Origin of the sequence: Mycobacterium zoologicum (assembly GCF_020181635.2) — a bacterium.
Classification (GTDB): Bacteria; Actinomycetota; Actinomycetes; order Mycobacteriales; family Mycobacteriaceae; genus Mycobacterium; species Mycobacterium zoologicum.
In genome coordinates, this window is sequence record NZ_JAYJJS010000047.1 from 1 (window position 1) to 15,473 (window position 15,473).

Annotated in this window: 12 protein-coding genes and 1 pseudogene; 4 read left to right on the top strand and 9 right to left on the bottom strand. The window is 61.5% G+C overall.

The window, feature by feature from the left end; genetic code table 11:
- Window positions 1–701 precede the first annotated feature (701 nt).
- Both istB and istA read right to left on the bottom strand, forming a co-directional pair.
- Window positions 702–1,514 carry an IS21-like element ISMyma9 family helper ATPase IstB gene (istB, locus tag K6T84_RS23020; RefSeq protein WP_329786898.1) on the bottom strand — a complete coding sequence of 271 codons (813 nt, stop codon included), beginning with the start codon at window positions 1,512–1,514 and terminating at the stop codon, window positions 702–704.
- Window positions 1,514–2,731 carry an IS21 family transposase gene (gene istA, locus K6T84_RS23025; RefSeq protein ID WP_329786908.1) on the bottom strand — a complete coding sequence of 406 codons (1,218 nt, stop codon included), beginning with the start codon at window positions 2,729–2,731 and terminating at the stop codon, window positions 1,514–1,516. The genes istB and istA overlap by 1 nt, the downstream gene beginning before the upstream one ends.
- Before the next feature lie 87 nt (window positions 2,732–2,818).
- Between istA and K6T84_RS23030 the strand changes: the two genes are divergently transcribed.
- A complete protein-coding gene (locus K6T84_RS23030; RefSeq protein WP_408066175.1) occupies window positions 2,819–3,718 on the top strand; it encodes an IS110 family RNA-guided transposase in 900 nt (299 codons plus the stop codon).
- 257 nt (window positions 3,719–3,975) lie between these two features.
- Here the strand turns inward: K6T84_RS23030 and K6T84_RS23035 are convergent, their stop codons facing one another.
- From K6T84_RS23035 to K6T84_RS23045, 3 genes are all read right to left on the bottom strand, one after another.
- Complete coding sequence (locus tag K6T84_RS23035) at window positions 3,976–5,898, bottom strand: methyltransferase domain-containing protein (protein WP_329786899.1); 1,923 nt, start codon at window positions 5,896–5,898, stop codon at window positions 3,976–3,978.
- Window positions 5,899–6,096: 198 nt separating this feature from the next.
- Entirely contained in the window at window positions 6,097–7,500 is a 1,404-nt protein-coding gene (locus K6T84_RS23040; RefSeq protein WP_329786900.1) for a glycosyltransferase family 4 protein, read from the bottom strand.
- A gap of 35 nt (window positions 7,501–7,535) precedes the next feature.
- Window positions 7,536–9,203 (bottom strand): glycosyltransferase family protein, encoded by a 1,668-nt coding sequence (locus tag K6T84_RS23045; protein ID WP_329786901.1) that lies wholly within the window; start codon window positions 9,201–9,203, stop codon window positions 7,536–7,538.
- Window positions 9,204–9,542: 339 nt separating this feature from the next.
- Between K6T84_RS23045 and K6T84_RS23050 the strand changes: the two genes are divergently transcribed.
- The 3 genes from K6T84_RS23050 (at window position 9,543) to K6T84_RS23060 (ending at window position 11,037) form a co-directional block, all read left to right on the top strand.
- Window positions 9,543–9,818 (top strand): transposase, encoded by a 276-nt coding sequence (locus K6T84_RS23050; protein ID WP_329786902.1) that lies wholly within the window; start codon window positions 9,543–9,545, stop codon window positions 9,816–9,818.
- 488 nt (window positions 9,819–10,306) lie between these two features.
- Entirely contained in the window at window positions 10,307–10,672 is a 366-nt protein-coding gene (locus tag K6T84_RS23055; RefSeq protein WP_329786903.1) for an integrase core domain-containing protein, read from the top strand.
- 209 nt (window positions 10,673–10,881) lie between these two features.
- Complete coding sequence (locus tag K6T84_RS23060; protein ID WP_329786904.1) at window positions 10,882–11,037, top strand: hypothetical protein; 156 nt, start codon at window positions 10,882–10,884, stop codon at window positions 11,035–11,037.
- Here the strand turns inward: K6T84_RS23060 and K6T84_RS23065 are convergent.
- The 4 genes and pseudogenes from K6T84_RS23065 to K6T84_RS23080 all read right to left on the bottom strand — a co-directional run.
- Window positions 11,020–12,003: pseudogene (locus K6T84_RS23065) on the bottom strand (IS1634 family transposase); the annotation flags it as partial. The gene K6T84_RS23060 and the pseudogene K6T84_RS23065 overlap by 18 nt on opposite strands.
- 83 nt (window positions 12,004–12,086) lie before the next feature.
- Window positions 12,087–13,076, bottom strand: a complete 990-nt coding sequence (locus K6T84_RS23070) for a tyrosine-type recombinase/integrase (RefSeq protein WP_329786905.1) — start codon at window positions 13,074–13,076, stop codon at window positions 12,087–12,089.
- Window positions 13,073–14,008, bottom strand: coding sequence for a tyrosine-type recombinase/integrase (locus K6T84_RS23075; RefSeq protein ID WP_329786906.1), 936 nt, complete (start codon window positions 14,006–14,008; stop codon window positions 13,073–13,075). Before K6T84_RS23075 ends, K6T84_RS23070 begins: the two co-directional genes overlap by 4 nt.
- Entirely contained in the window at window positions 14,005–15,249 is a 1,245-nt protein-coding gene (locus K6T84_RS23080; RefSeq protein ID WP_329786907.1) for a tyrosine-type recombinase/integrase, read from the bottom strand. The genes K6T84_RS23075 and K6T84_RS23080 overlap by 4 nt, the downstream gene beginning before the upstream one ends.
- Between the last annotated feature and the right edge of the window lie 224 nt (window positions 15,250–15,473).

Here is a 15,473-nt window from a genome sequence, read left to right on the forward strand (position 1 = left end):
AACACAATCCAGCACCAGACCCGGCCCACATCAAGTCCTACGAAAAATCGAGGCTAAGCCAAATGTCCTAACTCAGGTCCGAGGTCAGGACCGGGGGCTCCCACAAATGTTGGATAGGCCGGGCAGGGACTTCTGCTCGGTAACCCACGAGTTTTTGTGAGTGAAGCCCCGGCCCGCAACCCCGACACAAACCGGGCGTCACCCCATACCAACTTGTTCAATAGGCCCAGGTGATCGGGGTCTGCAGCCCTGATCTCCGAGGTGCCGGTTCGGGATCGCTCGCTCTCATACCTGCCGCCCAGTCGGGTTGGCTCTTAGACGGCTTGCGTCCCGGGTCGGGGCCGCTCGCCGGGAGTGGCTGAAGAGAGGCCTCCAAAGCCGAAAGTTGGTGTGCCCTCCCTGCACTCGCATCAATGAACGCAAGGAGGAACAGTCGACCATGCTGCCATCATCACCAACCGACCGTGTCGTCATCGCCGTTGATCCACACAAGGCATCCTGGACTGCCGCCGCGGTTAGCGCCGCCCTTCAACCCCTCGAGGTACTTCGGGTGGAAGTCAGCGCCCAGGGTTACCACCAGCTACGTCGATTCGCCCGGCCGTGGAAGCAACCGGTGTGGGCGATCGAAGGTGCAGCCGGCCTCGGTGTCGGCTCCGGTTGAAAACTGAGCAGCTTCTTCCGGTCGAAAAGTGAGCAGGTGGTTACGGGGTTGAGTCTGCCTGACGGTCGGCTTCGACGGAGGGCAGTGACTCGATTGCGGTGTGTTTGATGCGGTAGCTGGCGCCCTTGAGTGCGATGACGTCGGCGTGGTGGACGATGCGGTCGATCATGGCTGAGGCGATGGTGGCTTCGCCGAACACCTGTCCCCAGCGGGAAAATGGCAGGTTGGAGGTCAAGATGATCGACGACTTCTCGTAGCGGGTGGAGACCAGCTGGAAGAACAGGTTGGCTGCTTCGGTATCGAAGGGGATGTAGCCGACCTCATCGATGACGATCAATCCGATGCGGGCAATCTTGCGTAGTTCGGCGTCGAGGCGGCCGATCTGATGGGCTTCGGCCAGGCGGGTGATCCAGCCGGTGGCCGGGGCGAACGCGACCCGGTGCCCGGCTTGGGCGGCGGCGATCGCCAGTGCGGTGGCCAGATGCGTTTTGCCGGTTCCTGGTGGACCCAGCAGCACGATGTTGCGTGCTTCGGCCAGCCAGCCGCCGGCTTCTAGGCGGGCGATCTGGGCACGATCAGCTCCGGGTTGAGCAGTGAAGTCGAAGTCGGTGATCGTCTTGATCGAGGGGAATGCGGCGTACCGGATGCGTTGGCGGGCACCGGATTCAGCTCGAGCGTTGGACTCGACGGCCAGCACCGCCGCCAGGTACTCCTCCAGCGACCAGTTCGCTTCGCGGCCCTGCTCGGCCAGGCGGTGGTAGTGCGCGGCGATCCGCGGGGCCTTCAGCAGCCGAGATTGGTGGGCGATGAGCTTGTCGGCTTCACCAGGAGCCGCGGTGCGTTTGGTGGCCATCAGGCGACCTCGCCAGTTCCGAACACCGCGTCATAAGCGGCCAGGTCAGCGACTTGGACCTCGACGTCGACATGCGAGCCGGCCGGCGGCCGGTTGCGGAAGTTCTCCCGCATCACCGACGCCGCTGCCAGATGCCCCGGATCGCAAGCCAATCCGCCACTGCCCCATAGCCGCGGGTGATCAGCCACGAGACGATCCCCGCAGCAGGCACTAACCCGGTCCAGTGTTGCGGTGATGGTGATCATCCGGCCGATGGCTTCTGGATGCACCGAATAGGCGTTGCCGCCGACGCTCACGTAGTAGTCACGGCCCAACCGGGTGACGGTCGTGATCCCCGTCGCCGGTGCCACCGGCGGCAGCGATGCCATCACCTCCCGATCAGCCGATAGCGCTTGTGCCGGGATCATTCGAGTGACCGCGTGGCGGCGCGGGTTGGCCACCGATACCAGCCAGTGGGCCAACTGCGTGTTGAAGTCCGTTGCCGAGGTGAAGTGCCGGCCGGGCAGAAACGATGAACCCAGGTAGCCATTGGCCCGCTCAACGACCCCCTTGGTTTCGGGGTCATAGGGGCGAGCCTGAATCAACCGGGTGCCCAAAACTCCGCAGAACCCGGCCACCCCCTGCGCGAGTCGACCGCGCTGCCCGATGCCGGCCTCGTTGTCCCACAACAGGTTCTTCGGTATCGCGCCGATCTGCTCCGAGAGCAACGACCACATGCCAGCCAGCAGATCCCCGGTCACCCGCGAGGGGATCATCATCGCGGCGATGAATCGTGAATAGGCGGCCACCAGCACCAACACCGGAAACGACCGCAGCACCCCGGCGTGATCAGGCACGAGCTGGCCGGGGAACCACAGGTCGCACTGCACCTGCTCACCCGGTAGATGCACCAACCGGTCACACGGATCTGCCGGCGCATACTCCGGTCGGATGCGAGCGACGTTCTCACTAAACCAGGAATGCCCACCGGTCCAGCCCACGCGCTGGGCGATCACCGTCGCCGGCATCGTCGGAAACTGCCCCAGCATCGCCCGCACCGCCGGTTCGATCTGCGCCCACGCCGACGTCGTCACCGGTGCCCGCTCATAGCGCGGCGGTGACTCCGAAGCCAACGCATTGGCCACGGTGTTGCGCGACAGCTCCAACCGCCGCGCGATCGCCGCCTGCGACAAGTTCTCCGACCGATACAGCCGCCGGATCTCGGCCCAATCCTCCACAGTGATCACTCTCCAATCGAAGGGTGCTCACTTCTCGACCGGAATCACCTGCTCAGTTTTGGACCGGAACCGACACTCGGCGCACCGTTGACCCGGCAGCTGGCCGCCGACGGCGTCGAGGTCGTCGACTTTCCCGCCACGCTGGCCGCCCGCGTGCGACTGCTCTCAACCGGGCATGGCCGCAAGACCGATGAAGCCGACGCCATCTCCGTCGGGATCGCCGCACTGACATCCACCCGGCTCAACACCGCTGCCGTCGACGCGAGCATCATCGCGATGCGAGCCCTAGTCGAACACCGCGAGGATCTGGTCAAAACCCGCACCCAGACCGTCAACCGGCTCCACGTGCTGCTGACGCGCCTCACCCCGGCCGGCGCCCCGCGCGGGCTGACTGCCGACCGCGCCGCCGATATCCTGCGCCAGATCCGACCCCGCGACCCCGCGCTCAAGACCCTGCGCAGCCTGGCCGCTGACCTCGTCGCTGAGATCCGCGCGCTCGACCGTCGCATCGCCAAGGCCGCCGCCGACATCGAGGCCGCAGTCGAGTCATCGGGAACCACCCTGACCGAGCTCAGCGGTATCGGAGTCCTCAACGCCGCCAAGATCGTGGCCCGCGTCGGCGCCATTGACCGATTTCGCTCTGCCGATGCGTTCGCCAGCTACACCGGCACCGCCCCTATCGCGGCCTCCTCCGGCGATGTCACCCGCCACCGCCTCTCCCGCGCCGGCGACCGACAACTCAACTGCTGCCTGCACACCATGGCCATCTCCCAGATCGCCCGAGACACCCCGGGACGGGACTACTACCGAAGAAAACGAGCCGCAGGCAAAACCCACCGAGAAGCGTTGCGCTGCCTCAAACGACGCCTCTCAGACGTGGTCTACCGACAACTGATCCGCGACGCAGCAAGACTTGGAGCAGGCCCGGGAGGACACTCGGGGGCGACTCCAATATCCAGCGCGGCCAGCTCAAACCCCGCATGCTGACGCTTCGGACAAGTCACCTCCCGGGCCTACCGCAGCCACCCTACAACCGACCCCGATACCAGACTCTTGACACAGAGAGGCGCCGTCTAAGCCAGGTGTCCTCACTCAAGTCAGACCGCACCGATTCGCTTCTAATTCCCCGGGCTATTCCGGGGCTCAGCCAGCCTGGCGACGACAGGCACACTGGCAACCGCCCAATCAGGATGTCAAATCGATCATCGGGCAGCCTTAATCGTCGACCCCGATCATACTCGCCCTCACTTGCGACGCAGCCAAATCGAGCCGCCAGGGTTCTTCAGGAATACTGGGTTGGTCTCACGGATCAACTCACGCTGCCGATGCGCGAACAAGCCGTTCCAGAAAAGCACCTCAAACGCCGAGTTATACGCCAAGAAGGCGCGCAGGGCATATATCTCGTTCCATGATCTATTGTCCTCAAATAGCCATGTTCGTGGATATTCGAACGGATAGTGTATGTCATGAAAATGTATCAACACGCCCTTGTCGAGGTTGGGTAGGATAGAAAACAATTCGTAGTGCACATCACTGGCGGTCTTGAGTACGTGGGTGGAGTCGATGAACAAGATATCGTTCGCTTCGAGCTTGGAGAACGCCGAAACTGGCACATCCTGAACGAGCCCCTCGATGATATCGACTCGGGCACGGTCTTCCTCGCGAAGCCTGCTGCGAAGGCGATCTGCGTCCGGATCGATGCAAGTCAATGCGAAGTCGCTAAGCCCTGCATGATCAGCGGAGTCGAGCATGCAGGCCGAGGAAAATCCCGATCCCACCTCGATAACATTCTGCGGCTTATAATGACATATCATCGCGCGCAGCATGATGGCATCGCCGTACGGAAAATTCGTATTGCCGTAATAGTAGCGGTTACGACCGTCGTCATGCTCACTGAAAGGTGTGCTTTTTATGAATTCTGCGTTTTCTTGCCAGAACCGGACCATGGCCTGTTCGTCGAGATGGACGCCCGTAATGTCGGCGGGTTCCTGGAGGTACTGCTTCTCTACGTATTCGGCGATAGTCGACGGATCGACGACGGGTGAATAGTAGTGGCCAGCCGAAAACATGGGCGCCACCGAATTTTCCCGCTGAAGCAGCTTGTACTCTTTAGAATTAACGAAGGCGAAATAGACTTGCTCAGGTGGCACGACGGCCGCAGTAGCCACCCAGTGAGCGAACTCATCGGGTTCGGGATCTCGCTTCAGGACGGTGTCATAGAGGCTCGCGATAAACTCCTTCGCGGCGGCGGAGCTCATGCGTAGCACTCCTTGAGATGCTTCAGACACGGACGTAATTGGGCGATCCAGGGCTGGCGCGGGATAATCGTCAATCGCATTGGCGTCTTGGGCTAAACGATACGCGCCCGCGGCCTTGACGGCGATCACGACGTCCTGCCCGCTCATACCGTCCGGTCGGCCACACCACGCACCGTAGCGCACTGGCTCACGAATCTCGAGGCCGCACCGCCCATACAATCCTCTGACAAAGTCCTCCTGGTAAGCGATCGCCGCTTCAGGATTCTCGATACTTGCCGTCCGTGCACCTTGAATCTCGTGCTCGAACGCGATCTGCCCCTTACCCTGCATGCTGAATGCTGACGACAGCTCATTTAGCAGGAAGAAGGTGATGAGACTCCGGCCGCCTGGCCTCAGCACACGGGCGATCTCACGCATATATTGACTCACGTCCGCAGGCAGCATGTGTGTGAATACCGAGGCAAGTAGCACTACATCGAACGACTCGTCAGGATACGGAAAGCGGAAATCGGAGGACTTGCACTTCCCGGCCGGATTGTATCTTTTACTCTGAACATCTGCTACTTTGAAGTCGAAATTAGGGTGTAGCTGCGATATATTTTCGATGCACCAAGCAATTGGTTTTTCTGCGACATCGAAACCGGCGTAGCGACCTTCGCGGTTCAAGTAGCCGGTAAGCGGCAGGGCCATCCGCCCCGAGCCGCAACCAACGTCAAGCACTGCATCACTCGGCTGCAGCCCGCAGAGGTCAACCAGATAACTGAGGAATTCGTAGCCTGTCGCCTTATACACGTTGGGGCCCCCGAGACCTACCCAATCCTGTAGCTCTCGCGGGGGCAGCAGCTCGGCGGTCGATCCACCGTCCGCTGGCAACATACTATCCGCGCCCTGCGGAATGCTCCCGGTCATGGTGCCGCCTCACTGTAGTTGCCGAGCATGTGTGCCCATCAGCCACGCCTCACTATATGGGCTCTTTGGTCTTCGTTGGCTTGTGTCGGAACTCCGATCAACACTCCCAGGAGTCGCCTACTCGCCCTACCTCTCCCCGTCAACGTTTTGGCAGATTGCACACCCTGAAACCGAAGAAGCGTGCAACCCGAAAGGCCGCTATCTCGAATCCGATATCCGTGTCGGCCGCTGGGGTGGCCTCTCGGTTCTGACTGTTGCATCGGTTTCTTCTGCAACCGCTCCCGAACTCACCTGTTGTAGTACTGGTGAGCTGTCTGACTTTTGTTTAAGACCGTAAACATCGAGGAATTCCTCTACCATTACAGCGCGAGACGGCGGTTCAGGGATCGCGCTGGAAAAACGCTCCCAAAGCCCGGCTTCAGTAGCGGCTCTCCGCATGACTGCGGCAAGGGCGTAGGGATCACCTCGGGTAAAGTGTATGCCATCTACGTCGTCGGTGATTCGCTCTGCGAGAGCTCCCACATCGGAGCAGATGACTGGCCGGCGGAACGCCCACGCTTCCGACACCACGAGCCCAAACACCTCTTCCCAAAGGGAAGGCACAATGGACCAGTCCACGCGTGCCATTCGGCTAGCCAATTCATCTGTGTGGTAGGACCCATTGCTTTGCACGATTCGCTCCGCAAAAGGCCGCTCATTCTCCTCAGAAAGAAAATCTTCGATTTCTTTTCTGACTGCCGGCGTCGCGTGGCGGAGGTTGTCACCATTCAACTCAACCTTCAAATCTGTGAAGCCCTGCCCCCGAAGGATTGCTACGGCTCGAAGGATAATTTGAATGCCCTTTATGTCGACCATCTGTCCAAAGAAGCCGAAGCGGTTCTTGGGTCCGTCATTAACGGGAAGCTTTGAACCACGGGTGCTGTGAGCTTGACCGTTCGATACATGGCGGATCTTATCCGCGTCAATTCCCCATGCCACGAAGCGGTCGATCATGAAGCTGCTGGGACAGGTAAAAGCATCGACTTCCTGCAGGTGGCGCATGAACCACATTTTTCGCAACGAGAAGTGCTCAGGCGGCCGGTCCGGGAAGCACTGATGACAACGAACAGGACTCGCCTGCGAGCACAGCGATTGATCGGTTGTTCGGACCATATGTCCGTTCGCCTCGCAAATGCTGAGAAATTCGTGAAACGTGAAGACGAGGCGCGCATTGGGCAAAATTTGCCTTGTTAAAGTTAACAAATCAATGCCATACGTCAAGAAATGATGGAAATGGACAACATCGGGCCGAATCGTCTGAAGAAATTCACAGTAGGCGTCGATCAGACGGACCGACGACGTCCGATGCCAAGCGCCATTGTACTCTTGCGGCAGGAAGAGGAATTCGTTCGGCCGTTGGTCGAAACCCGTGATGCAGGCACCGGCTTTATACAATGCCGGGTACGCCATATCGGTCGAGGCCAGAAGCACCGGGTCGATGCCCGGCTCATTCTGCAACCCCTGGAATAATTCATAGGCGATCTGCTGCGCACCACCCCGCATCAATTCGGGATGATGGAGACTAATAACGAGAACTTTGACGCCGCCCTCCGTTTCGGTCATTTCCCTCCGTTTCAAAAGTTGTTCACGCGAGCGCTTCAGTGGCGGGCCGGATCCGAGAAGGCTTGTGGAGCGGGGCCATGGAGGCTCTTATTTACGATTTCGCCCCAAGATTTGGTGAAATGCCAACGATTCACCAGGCGCCCGCCTTCAAATGCCGGGCGGTGCGCAGACCCCTTGCCCTCAAAATGTACGAACGGCAGGTAGTGGAGCCACGCCGGCTTGCCAGCGTTGAAGCTTTTGAGGCAAAGGTCGGCATCCTCATAGTGCCCGTAAATGTATTCGGGCGAGAAGCCCCCCAACGACTCGAACCACTCGCGCTCGAAAGCCATAAAGGCTCCGCTCACAGCTGGGACCGGGCGTGAGGCGAGGAAAGGATTCGCACGCGGTGGCGCTCCCTTGCCGTAATGTTCCACTCGGAGCATCTCGCAGCGCGTGGCTTGCAGGTTTCGAAAGGAAAATTCTACGTTCACTTCGAAATACATTCCACCATGCATCAACGACCCGTCGTCGTAATACAACGGTGCGCCGAACAGGGCAACTTGCTCCTGGGGTAAATTACTCACAATCTGGCTGTGCTGAGTCGGCCATTCCGAATCCATCGGGAACAGGTCGGGATTCATTAGCAAAAGGCGAGTGCTGCGGGCTGCGTCGGCTGCGATGTTATTGGCTACGCCAAACCCCGCGTTGCCCGGCAAAAAAATCAGTTTGATCGGTATGCCATAAATCCGGTTAGCTATAGTAGCGTCCTTGATCAGCAACTCCGCCGTTTCGGGACTATTGGAGATATAGATGAATTCGTAGTTTTCGATGCCACGACACTTCGAGAACAGCGCACATTGTATCATGAGCAATTCTGGCCTGCCAAATAGGCATACGATGACTGATGCCGCCGGTCGAGTCGGCGGTGCACCGATTTGAACCGTTTGCGCACCAAGTGCCAACCTATTCGAAACCTTGAGATTCAACTCGATCAGCGAGGCGCCCAGTCCGGCATCCATGGAGAGGAAGCTTTCTGCGGGAGAATGACCGGCGGCTTGGGTTTTAGATAGGAGGTCAAGAGCAAGATCCCTGAAATTTTCCTCGTCAACCGGATGAATTTGACACTTGAAAGTCTTGCGCTCGACCCCTACGGAAAGAGTGACTTCGGTCTGGGCGCTCATCGTTTTGGGCTTCTCGATTGTTACAATCGCCCAAAAGGCCAGGCTCCTATCTTCCGGCTGCTCCAGGTGATCTGTGACATCCTTGCGGCGGTACCGGTAGATTGCCGTTGTTGAACCCCGTAAACCAAGGGCGTTCTGCAGCATCAACTTACTGATTGGGTCTTGTTCGCTGTCGTTTACCCAACCCCAGATCAGGCATTGTCCATCTTTGGAACCGTAGATCCGATCTACACAGGCTGCGGGAAATCCGGGCGTGTCCGCGCGAACGAGCGCCTCATAACGGGGGTCAGTAAGACGGCCCTCATGCCTACCGTAAAATTCATAGTGGTGCAATGCTGAAAGAAATTGGCCAGCCTTGATGGAAGTTGCGACATCCGGAAACGCCGCCAGATAAGTTGGCTCATCAAAATCCTCCGGGGCGGTATCGGAGGAAAGTGTCGCGCTGGCTGACTCAGCCCGCTTCGCGGGTGACGCTGCCGTACCTACGTTCGACTGACTCCGACCTGTCGATAGGTTCTTGCCGGAACCCTGGGCGACGGTCATAAGTTGATTTCCGCCCGCTCCGTGGGCGACCCAGTTGGCATGGAGTCTTCACCGAAATTTGGGCGTTGCATTGTTCTTGGCGTAAGCACGCGACATCCGCCCCTTTCTGGACAATCGTTCAGCCGACAGCTTATAGGGCCGACAGCCTATCGGGTCAGCCGGGCGGTCGTCGATGGTTCCGCCGGATCCACGAGACTGGCGGAACCTGCGTAGTAAGACGACGTCCGTCGGCGGCTGTATGCATGGCCGGCGGGTACCGCAGCACTGAACCACCCCGGGTTTGATGCTGCCGTGGGTTTCCCCTCGTAGCGTGGAGATGTCGCTATTGAGGAGGCGGTGATGTCAGCAAATAGAAGGAAGTTCGACGAGGACTTCAAGGTGGGTGCGGTGCGGCTCGTGGCTGAGACCGGTAAGCCGATCGCGGCGGTTGCCTGGGAGCTCGGGGTCCACGAGGGCACGCTGGGTCACTGGTGCGTCCAGGAGCGACGCCGAGCCGGTGGTGCCGATGAGTTGACTGAGTCCGAACGCGCTGAGTTGATCCGGCCACGAAAGGAGAATGTGGAGCTGGCGATGCAGCGTGATGTGCTCAGGCGCTCATGCGCCCTTTGGGTTTGAGAAGCGATGGGCCGGTAGAGATGTCGTGGTTCATCGACTCCGAGAGGGCACACTACGGCATCGCCTGCGCCACGACATGCCGCGCGTTGGGGGTGTCGCAGTCATGGTTCTACAAGTGGCGCCACGGCGACCCCTCACCACGGCACGCCCGCCGCAGGGCACTGACCGCAGACATCGGGCGGCTGTTCGCGGTGCACAAGGGCAAGTACGGGTCTCCGCTGATCTTAGTGACGAGGGCTGGAGCGTCAGTGCGAACACCGTCGCGGCGATCATGGCCGAGCAGGGGTTGGTGTCTTGCCCAAAGCGGCATCGCCGCGGTAGCACCCGGCCGGGAACAGGCCGGTGGCGGGCCCCTGATCTGGTTAAACGCAAGTTCGGCGCTCAACAGCTCAACGGCAAGTGGTACGGCGACGGTACCGAGGTGCCCACCGACGGGGGAAAGCTCCAGTTGGATTCGGTGCTGGACATGGCCTCGCGGCGCGTTGTCCATGGCTGTGGCGGTCCGTGGCGGAAGACAGGAGGTCGCTGGGGTCATATTCCACACCGACCAGGGCAGTGAATTCACCACCGGCACGTTCCAGGCCGCTTGCCGGCGCTGCGGGATCCACCAGTCGATGGGCCGGCCGGGCTCGGCTCTGGACAACGCGGTCATCGAATCCTGGCATTCCACTTTGGAATTCGAGTTACGCATGCTCGAGCATTTCGACACCAAGGAGCAAGCCCGACATGCGCTGGTCGCCTGGATCGAAGACTACAACGCCGATCGTCGCCATTCGGCGCTGAACATGCGATCGCCCTTGCAGCACGGACAGCGGCTACGTGACGGCGGGCCTGAACCCCGGCAGGCGTCATGAGTGCATCCAGCTCCGGCAACGGGCAGTATGGAGGAGTCCTCGCCGGTGTCAAGGCCAAGCCCTGCGGGTGGCCTATGGCCAGCCTAGACCCAGGCTGCGGGCACCACCCCCAGGCAGCTGCCCGGGGCAGCAGCAAACAACTTCACCACAAGATCCCTACAACAGAAGTCCCCACGGAATCAGCGGAAGGCCGCACGGTCGCCAAGATCATGGCTGAGCTGGGCGTCGAGGGCGCCAGCCCGCGCACGTTCAAGACCACGACCATGGTCAACCCGGCGGCGTCGTTTCCGCCGGATCTGATCGGCCGATGCTTCGATCAGGGCCACTGTGACCCGACTTTTATCAAATTAGTGCGCACCGCTTGAGCGGATTGTGGCCAGTGCGGTGGCAAGGTCGGCGGGTATGGGGTCGGCGGCGGCGAGTGTTTGGTCGCCGACGGCGATGGTGACGGTGCGGTAGCGGCGTGCGGTGCGCACGAATCGCTTGATACTCCAGCCGGTTTGGGTCTCGATGTAGTGGCTGATGGCCATCGCGGCGAACACGATCGTCAGGTGCGCGTCGATGGATTCTCGGGTCCGGTGGTAGATCGGGCGGGCGGCCAGGTCGTGTTTGGACATCCGAAACGCCTTCTCGATGCGCCAGAGCCGGTGGTAGGCCTCGATGATGAAGGTGGCGGGCTTGCTGGTCAGGTTGGTCGTGTAGCCCTTCCATCCGGCCAACGCTCGGGTCTTGGCCTCCAGACTGCGGTTCACCGATTTCGTGGCGCCGGTCAGTTGGATGTAACGGTTGCGTTTGACGGGGGCTTTGCCGTCGACAGCGCGCTGGGCTTTGGCGACTTGCTCGTCAATGCCGCGCAGCGTGCGCCGGGCCCGATCGGCGCGGTATTGGTAGTGGATCATCCGATCCGGGACGCCCCGGGTTTTCTCCGAGATGCTCGACGGCCACGGCTGGGTGAGGATCAGCCCATCGGGAATCTCCTTGCCGGGATGCCTTTTCAACCATTCAGACACCACAGACGGCAGCTGCGGTATCCGGGAGCCAAGCACATAGGTCAGCCCGGCGGCCTGCAATGCGACCTGGTTGGCCTCGGAGATCATCCCGGCATCGGCGACCACGGTGACATCGGACAGTTGATGGGCGGTCTTGAACGCGGTGATGACCGGCAGCATCGTCGCGGCCTCGGCCTTGTTGCCCTCAAAGGCCTGCACCATCAGTGGCATCCCGAAAGCATCGGTGAGCAGCCCGAGCGTGATTTGAGGCTCCAACCGCCGTTCCTTGGAAAAGCCCGGCTCGCGAAATCCGTCGCCGGCGTCAGTCTCGAAATACAGGGTTTATGCCGACCTGCCAGTTATGCCGATGTTCTGCAGTGCTGTGCAGGTCAGTGGTGATGTCGCCGCTTGAAAGGTCGGCATATTCATAGGGTGTCGAGCCAGGCGAGTATGTCGGATCGAGGGCGGTATGTGCCGGGTTTGGTGTTTGGCGGCCGGGTCCTGTCGATGGCGGCCTGCTTGATGTTCATGTCGGCGTGCAGGTAGGCGTCAGCGGATTGGGTTCGTTGGTGTCCAAGCCACAGGGCGATGACGGAGACGTCAACGCCTTGGGCGAGCAGGTTCATCGCCGCGGTGTGTCGCAGGGTGTGGAGCGTGACGTGCTTGTCGGCGATGCTTGGGCAGCTTGCTGCCGCTGCGGCGAGGTGGATCACGAGCCGGTGTTCGAGCGCGTCGCGGGAAAGGCGACCACCGCCTGGTCCGCAGAATAGGGCCTGGCCGGGGCGGGTTGAACGCTCGGCGAGGTAGTCGCTCATGACCGCGACGGTGGTCGTTGTCAGCGGCGTTGCCCGCGAGCGGCGGCCTTTGCCGGTGCAGGTGATACTCGGTGCGGGTCCGAGGTGAATATCTGGGATTGTCAGTGAACAGAGTTCGCTGACCCGTAGTCCAGTCTGGATGGCCAGAACCAGGAGGGCGTGATCACGCCGGCCGGTCCAGCGGGTGCGATCGGGGGCGTTGATCAGGGTGTCGGCCTCGGTGGTGGTGAGGAATTCCAGCATCGGCGCCGGGTGGCGCTTGGGCGGCGTCGCCAGGACGCGGGTGATGGTGGCGGCGTGTTCGGGGTGATCGGCCACGGCGTGCGAAAGCACGGCCCGGATCGCGCAGAGCCGGGAGTTTCGCGTGGAAACGCTGTTGCCTCGCTCGGTTTCCAGGTAGTCCAAGAACCGTGTGACATTCTCGGCGTTGACGTCGGCGAAGTCGATGTGCTCGGCTCTGGTGCTGGTCGCTTCGGCGAGGTATTTGATGAGCATCCGCCAGGTGTCGCGGTAGGCGCTGATGGTGTTGTCGGCGAGGTCACGTTGGGCGCGGGCGAACGCGGTGAAGTAGGTCTGCAGTTCAATGGCCAAGGTGTTCATGGGAGTTCGATTCGTTCGATGCCGGATTCAAGGCGTCGTGCGGCGGCGGCGAGTAATTCGGGGACTGCGCTCAGATACCAGTAGGTGTTCTCGATGCTGGTGTGCCCGAGCCAGGTTGAGAGCAGCCCGAGGGTCCGAGCGGGGCTCTCGCCGTGGGTATAGGCGGCGACCATGTGGCCGGTGGCGAAGGTGTGCCGCAGATCGTGCAGCCGCGGCCGGCGCCGCCCCGGGGCACCGAGGTGCAAGGAGTCGACCAGTGCGCGGAAATGTTGTTCGATTGTCTCGATGACGAAGCCGGTTCCGGCGGCGTTGACGAAGATCGGCCCGTCTGAAGCCGGGTGCGTCGCGAGACGTTCAGGAAGGTTGAGGTAGCCGAGTAACGCCGCTGTGGTACTCGGGTGCAGCGGTACGAGCCGATCCAGCGGAGTCTTTGTCCCATAGACGGTTAGGACGCTGCGGTCGGTGTCGAGGTCTGGGATCCGCAGGCGTGTCGCCTCGCCGATCCGCAGACCGGTGGCGGCCAGCAATCCGATGATCGTGCGCATCGTCTCCGCGACCCGAACCGTCCTGAAGAACGACGAACATCCCTCCAGAAGCCGATCGAGGTCGCACTGGGAGTAAATGTAGGGAGCGCATCGGGTCGTTCGGGCCGGCAGCAGCCCCTGCGGGATGATCGGCGTCTGCGAGCCGGCGGCGTTGAGGTAGGCCGCGAACGGCCGCACGGCCGTGAGCCGTTGTGACCACCACACCGGCCGGGCATCCCGGGGTTGGGTTGCCCATCGCACCGCCTCATCGATTGTGAAGACCTCCGTTCTGTCCTGCTCGGTGAGCCAGTCGCAGAAGCCTCGAAGCAGGTACTCGGTGGTCTTGAGCTGAAAACCCAACTGGCGGCGTGCAGTCAGATAGGCGTCGAGGTCATCGTGGAGGCTCATCGCGGCACCTGCCCGAACTTCACGGTCAGTGTCTGCAAGGACGCGAGGTCCGTTCGGGCATAGACCCGAGTGCTGGAAACGCTTTGATGCCCGAGCAACTCCTGGGCTTCAACCAGCGAGCCGCCGGTGGCGATGACATTCATCGCCGCGGTGTGCCGCAGGCGGTGCGCATGCACGGCGCCGAGACCGGCGGCCTCGGCGCGGTGTTTGACGATATCGGAGATTCCGGCACTGCTGAGCCGTTGGATCGGCGGGCGCAGCCGCACGAACAATGCCCGATCCAACGCTGCGGCAGGACGCACGCGCAGCCATGCAACCATGGCCTCGCCGACATCGATCGGCAGCGGCAGCGTCAAACGCCGCTGATTCTTCCCGACGACGCTCAATCTGCTTGCGGCCCAGTCCACGTTGTCGATCAGCAGAGTTGCGACCTCCCCGGCGCGCAGCCCCAGCCGCCACAGCACAGTGATCACCGCCCGGTCCCGAACCGCTGAGACCGTCCCCGCTTCACACGCCGCAAGCAGGGCCTGGACTTGGCCCGCCGATAGGCCGCGCGGCAGCGTCACCCGAGAAGCCCGGGCACGCAGAATCCCGCCGGTCAGGTCCCGTTGCAGGCGGCCGGTGGCCAACGCCCAACGCACCAGTGACCGCAGTGCGTCAACGATGGCCGTGCACGATGCCGATGCGAAACCCCGGGAACGCTCGCCGACGAAGGTGTTCAAGGCAGTGACGTCACAGCGGTCCCAACCCACCGCGCCGTTCTCGGTCAGCGAGTCGACGAACCCGCAGACCCACCGACGCCGGTGCTCAACACACCTGTCGCTAATCCCACGCACCTCGCGCTGCCACCGTGCCCAATCGTCCAGCTCCCGTTCCGCAGCCGCACTGACCGACAGACTCACCCCACGTCCCGGACGCCTGCAGCGCTTGCGAACCGGGTAGACCTCACGCAGGTAGCCGGTCACGACCAGGAATCGCCGTACCGCTGGCACGCGCATCCGAACCAACTGATGACCCGGCGCACCAGACGGATACGCGGCCTCGAATCCCTCAAGGACACCGACAGATAGGGCATCGAGCCCGATCTGCTGATCGTTCATCCACACGCTCAGTCCGCGGGCCACCCCCATAATCTGAGGAACCATCGTCCGCGCATATCCTTCGGCCGCGATCCAGGCCGCGAGCCGATCCATCACCGCTCCCGCCAGCGGGCCACAAGCCGCCACGGGCATCACCGTCATCACGACAATCCACCTCCAAGTAGACGAATACTTGGAGCGTGACACCGAACCGGTTATGCCGACCTTTCAAGCGGCGACATCGCCACTGACCTGCGCAGCACCGCGGAACATCGGCATAACTAGCAGGTCGGCATAAACCCTGTTATGCCGACGTCGGCATAACAGGGTTGAGACGTCGAACAACACGAGGCTGGTGGGGCCAAGTTGCGCATGGGCGGCACACG

What these genes read in the sequence shown, in the direction of transcription:
- K6T84_RS23070 (WP_329786905.1), bottom strand. Translation starts at nt 13,076, where the DNA reads ATGAACACCTTGGCCATTGAACTGCAGACCTACTTCACCGCGTTCGCC.
- K6T84_RS23035 (WP_329786899.1), bottom strand. Translation starts at nt 5,898, where the DNA reads ATGACCGGGAGCATTCCGCAGGGCGCGGATAGTATGTTGCCAGCGGAC.
- istB (WP_329786898.1), bottom strand. Translation starts at nt 1,514, where the DNA reads ATGGCCACCAAACGCACCGCGGCTCCTGGTGAAGCCGACAAGCTCATC.
- K6T84_RS23080 (WP_329786907.1), bottom strand. Translation starts at nt 15,249, where the DNA reads ATGACGGTGATGCCCGTGGCGGCTTGTGGCCCGCTGGCGGGAGCGGTG.
- K6T84_RS23045 (WP_329786901.1), bottom strand. Translation starts at nt 9,203, where the DNA reads ATGACCGTCGCCCAGGGTTCCGGCAAGAACCTATCGACAGGTCGGAGT.
- K6T84_RS23075 (WP_329786906.1), bottom strand. Translation starts at nt 14,008, where the DNA reads ATGAGCCTCCACGATGACCTCGACGCCTATCTGACTGCACGCCGCCAG.
- K6T84_RS23040 (WP_329786900.1), bottom strand. Translation starts at nt 7,500, where the DNA reads ATGACCGAAACGGAGGGCGGCGTCAAAGTTCTCGTTATTAGTCTCCAT.
- K6T84_RS23060 (WP_329786904.1), top strand. Translation starts at nt 10,882, where the DNA reads ATGGCTGAGCTGGGCGTCGAGGGCGCCAGCCCGCGCACGTTCAAGACC.
- K6T84_RS23055 (WP_329786903.1), top strand. Translation starts at nt 10,307, where the DNA reads ATGGCTGTGGCGGTCCGTGGCGGAAGACAGGAGGTCGCTGGGGTCATA.
- K6T84_RS23050 (WP_329786902.1), top strand. Translation starts at nt 9,543, where the DNA reads ATGTCAGCAAATAGAAGGAAGTTCGACGAGGACTTCAAGGTGGGTGCG.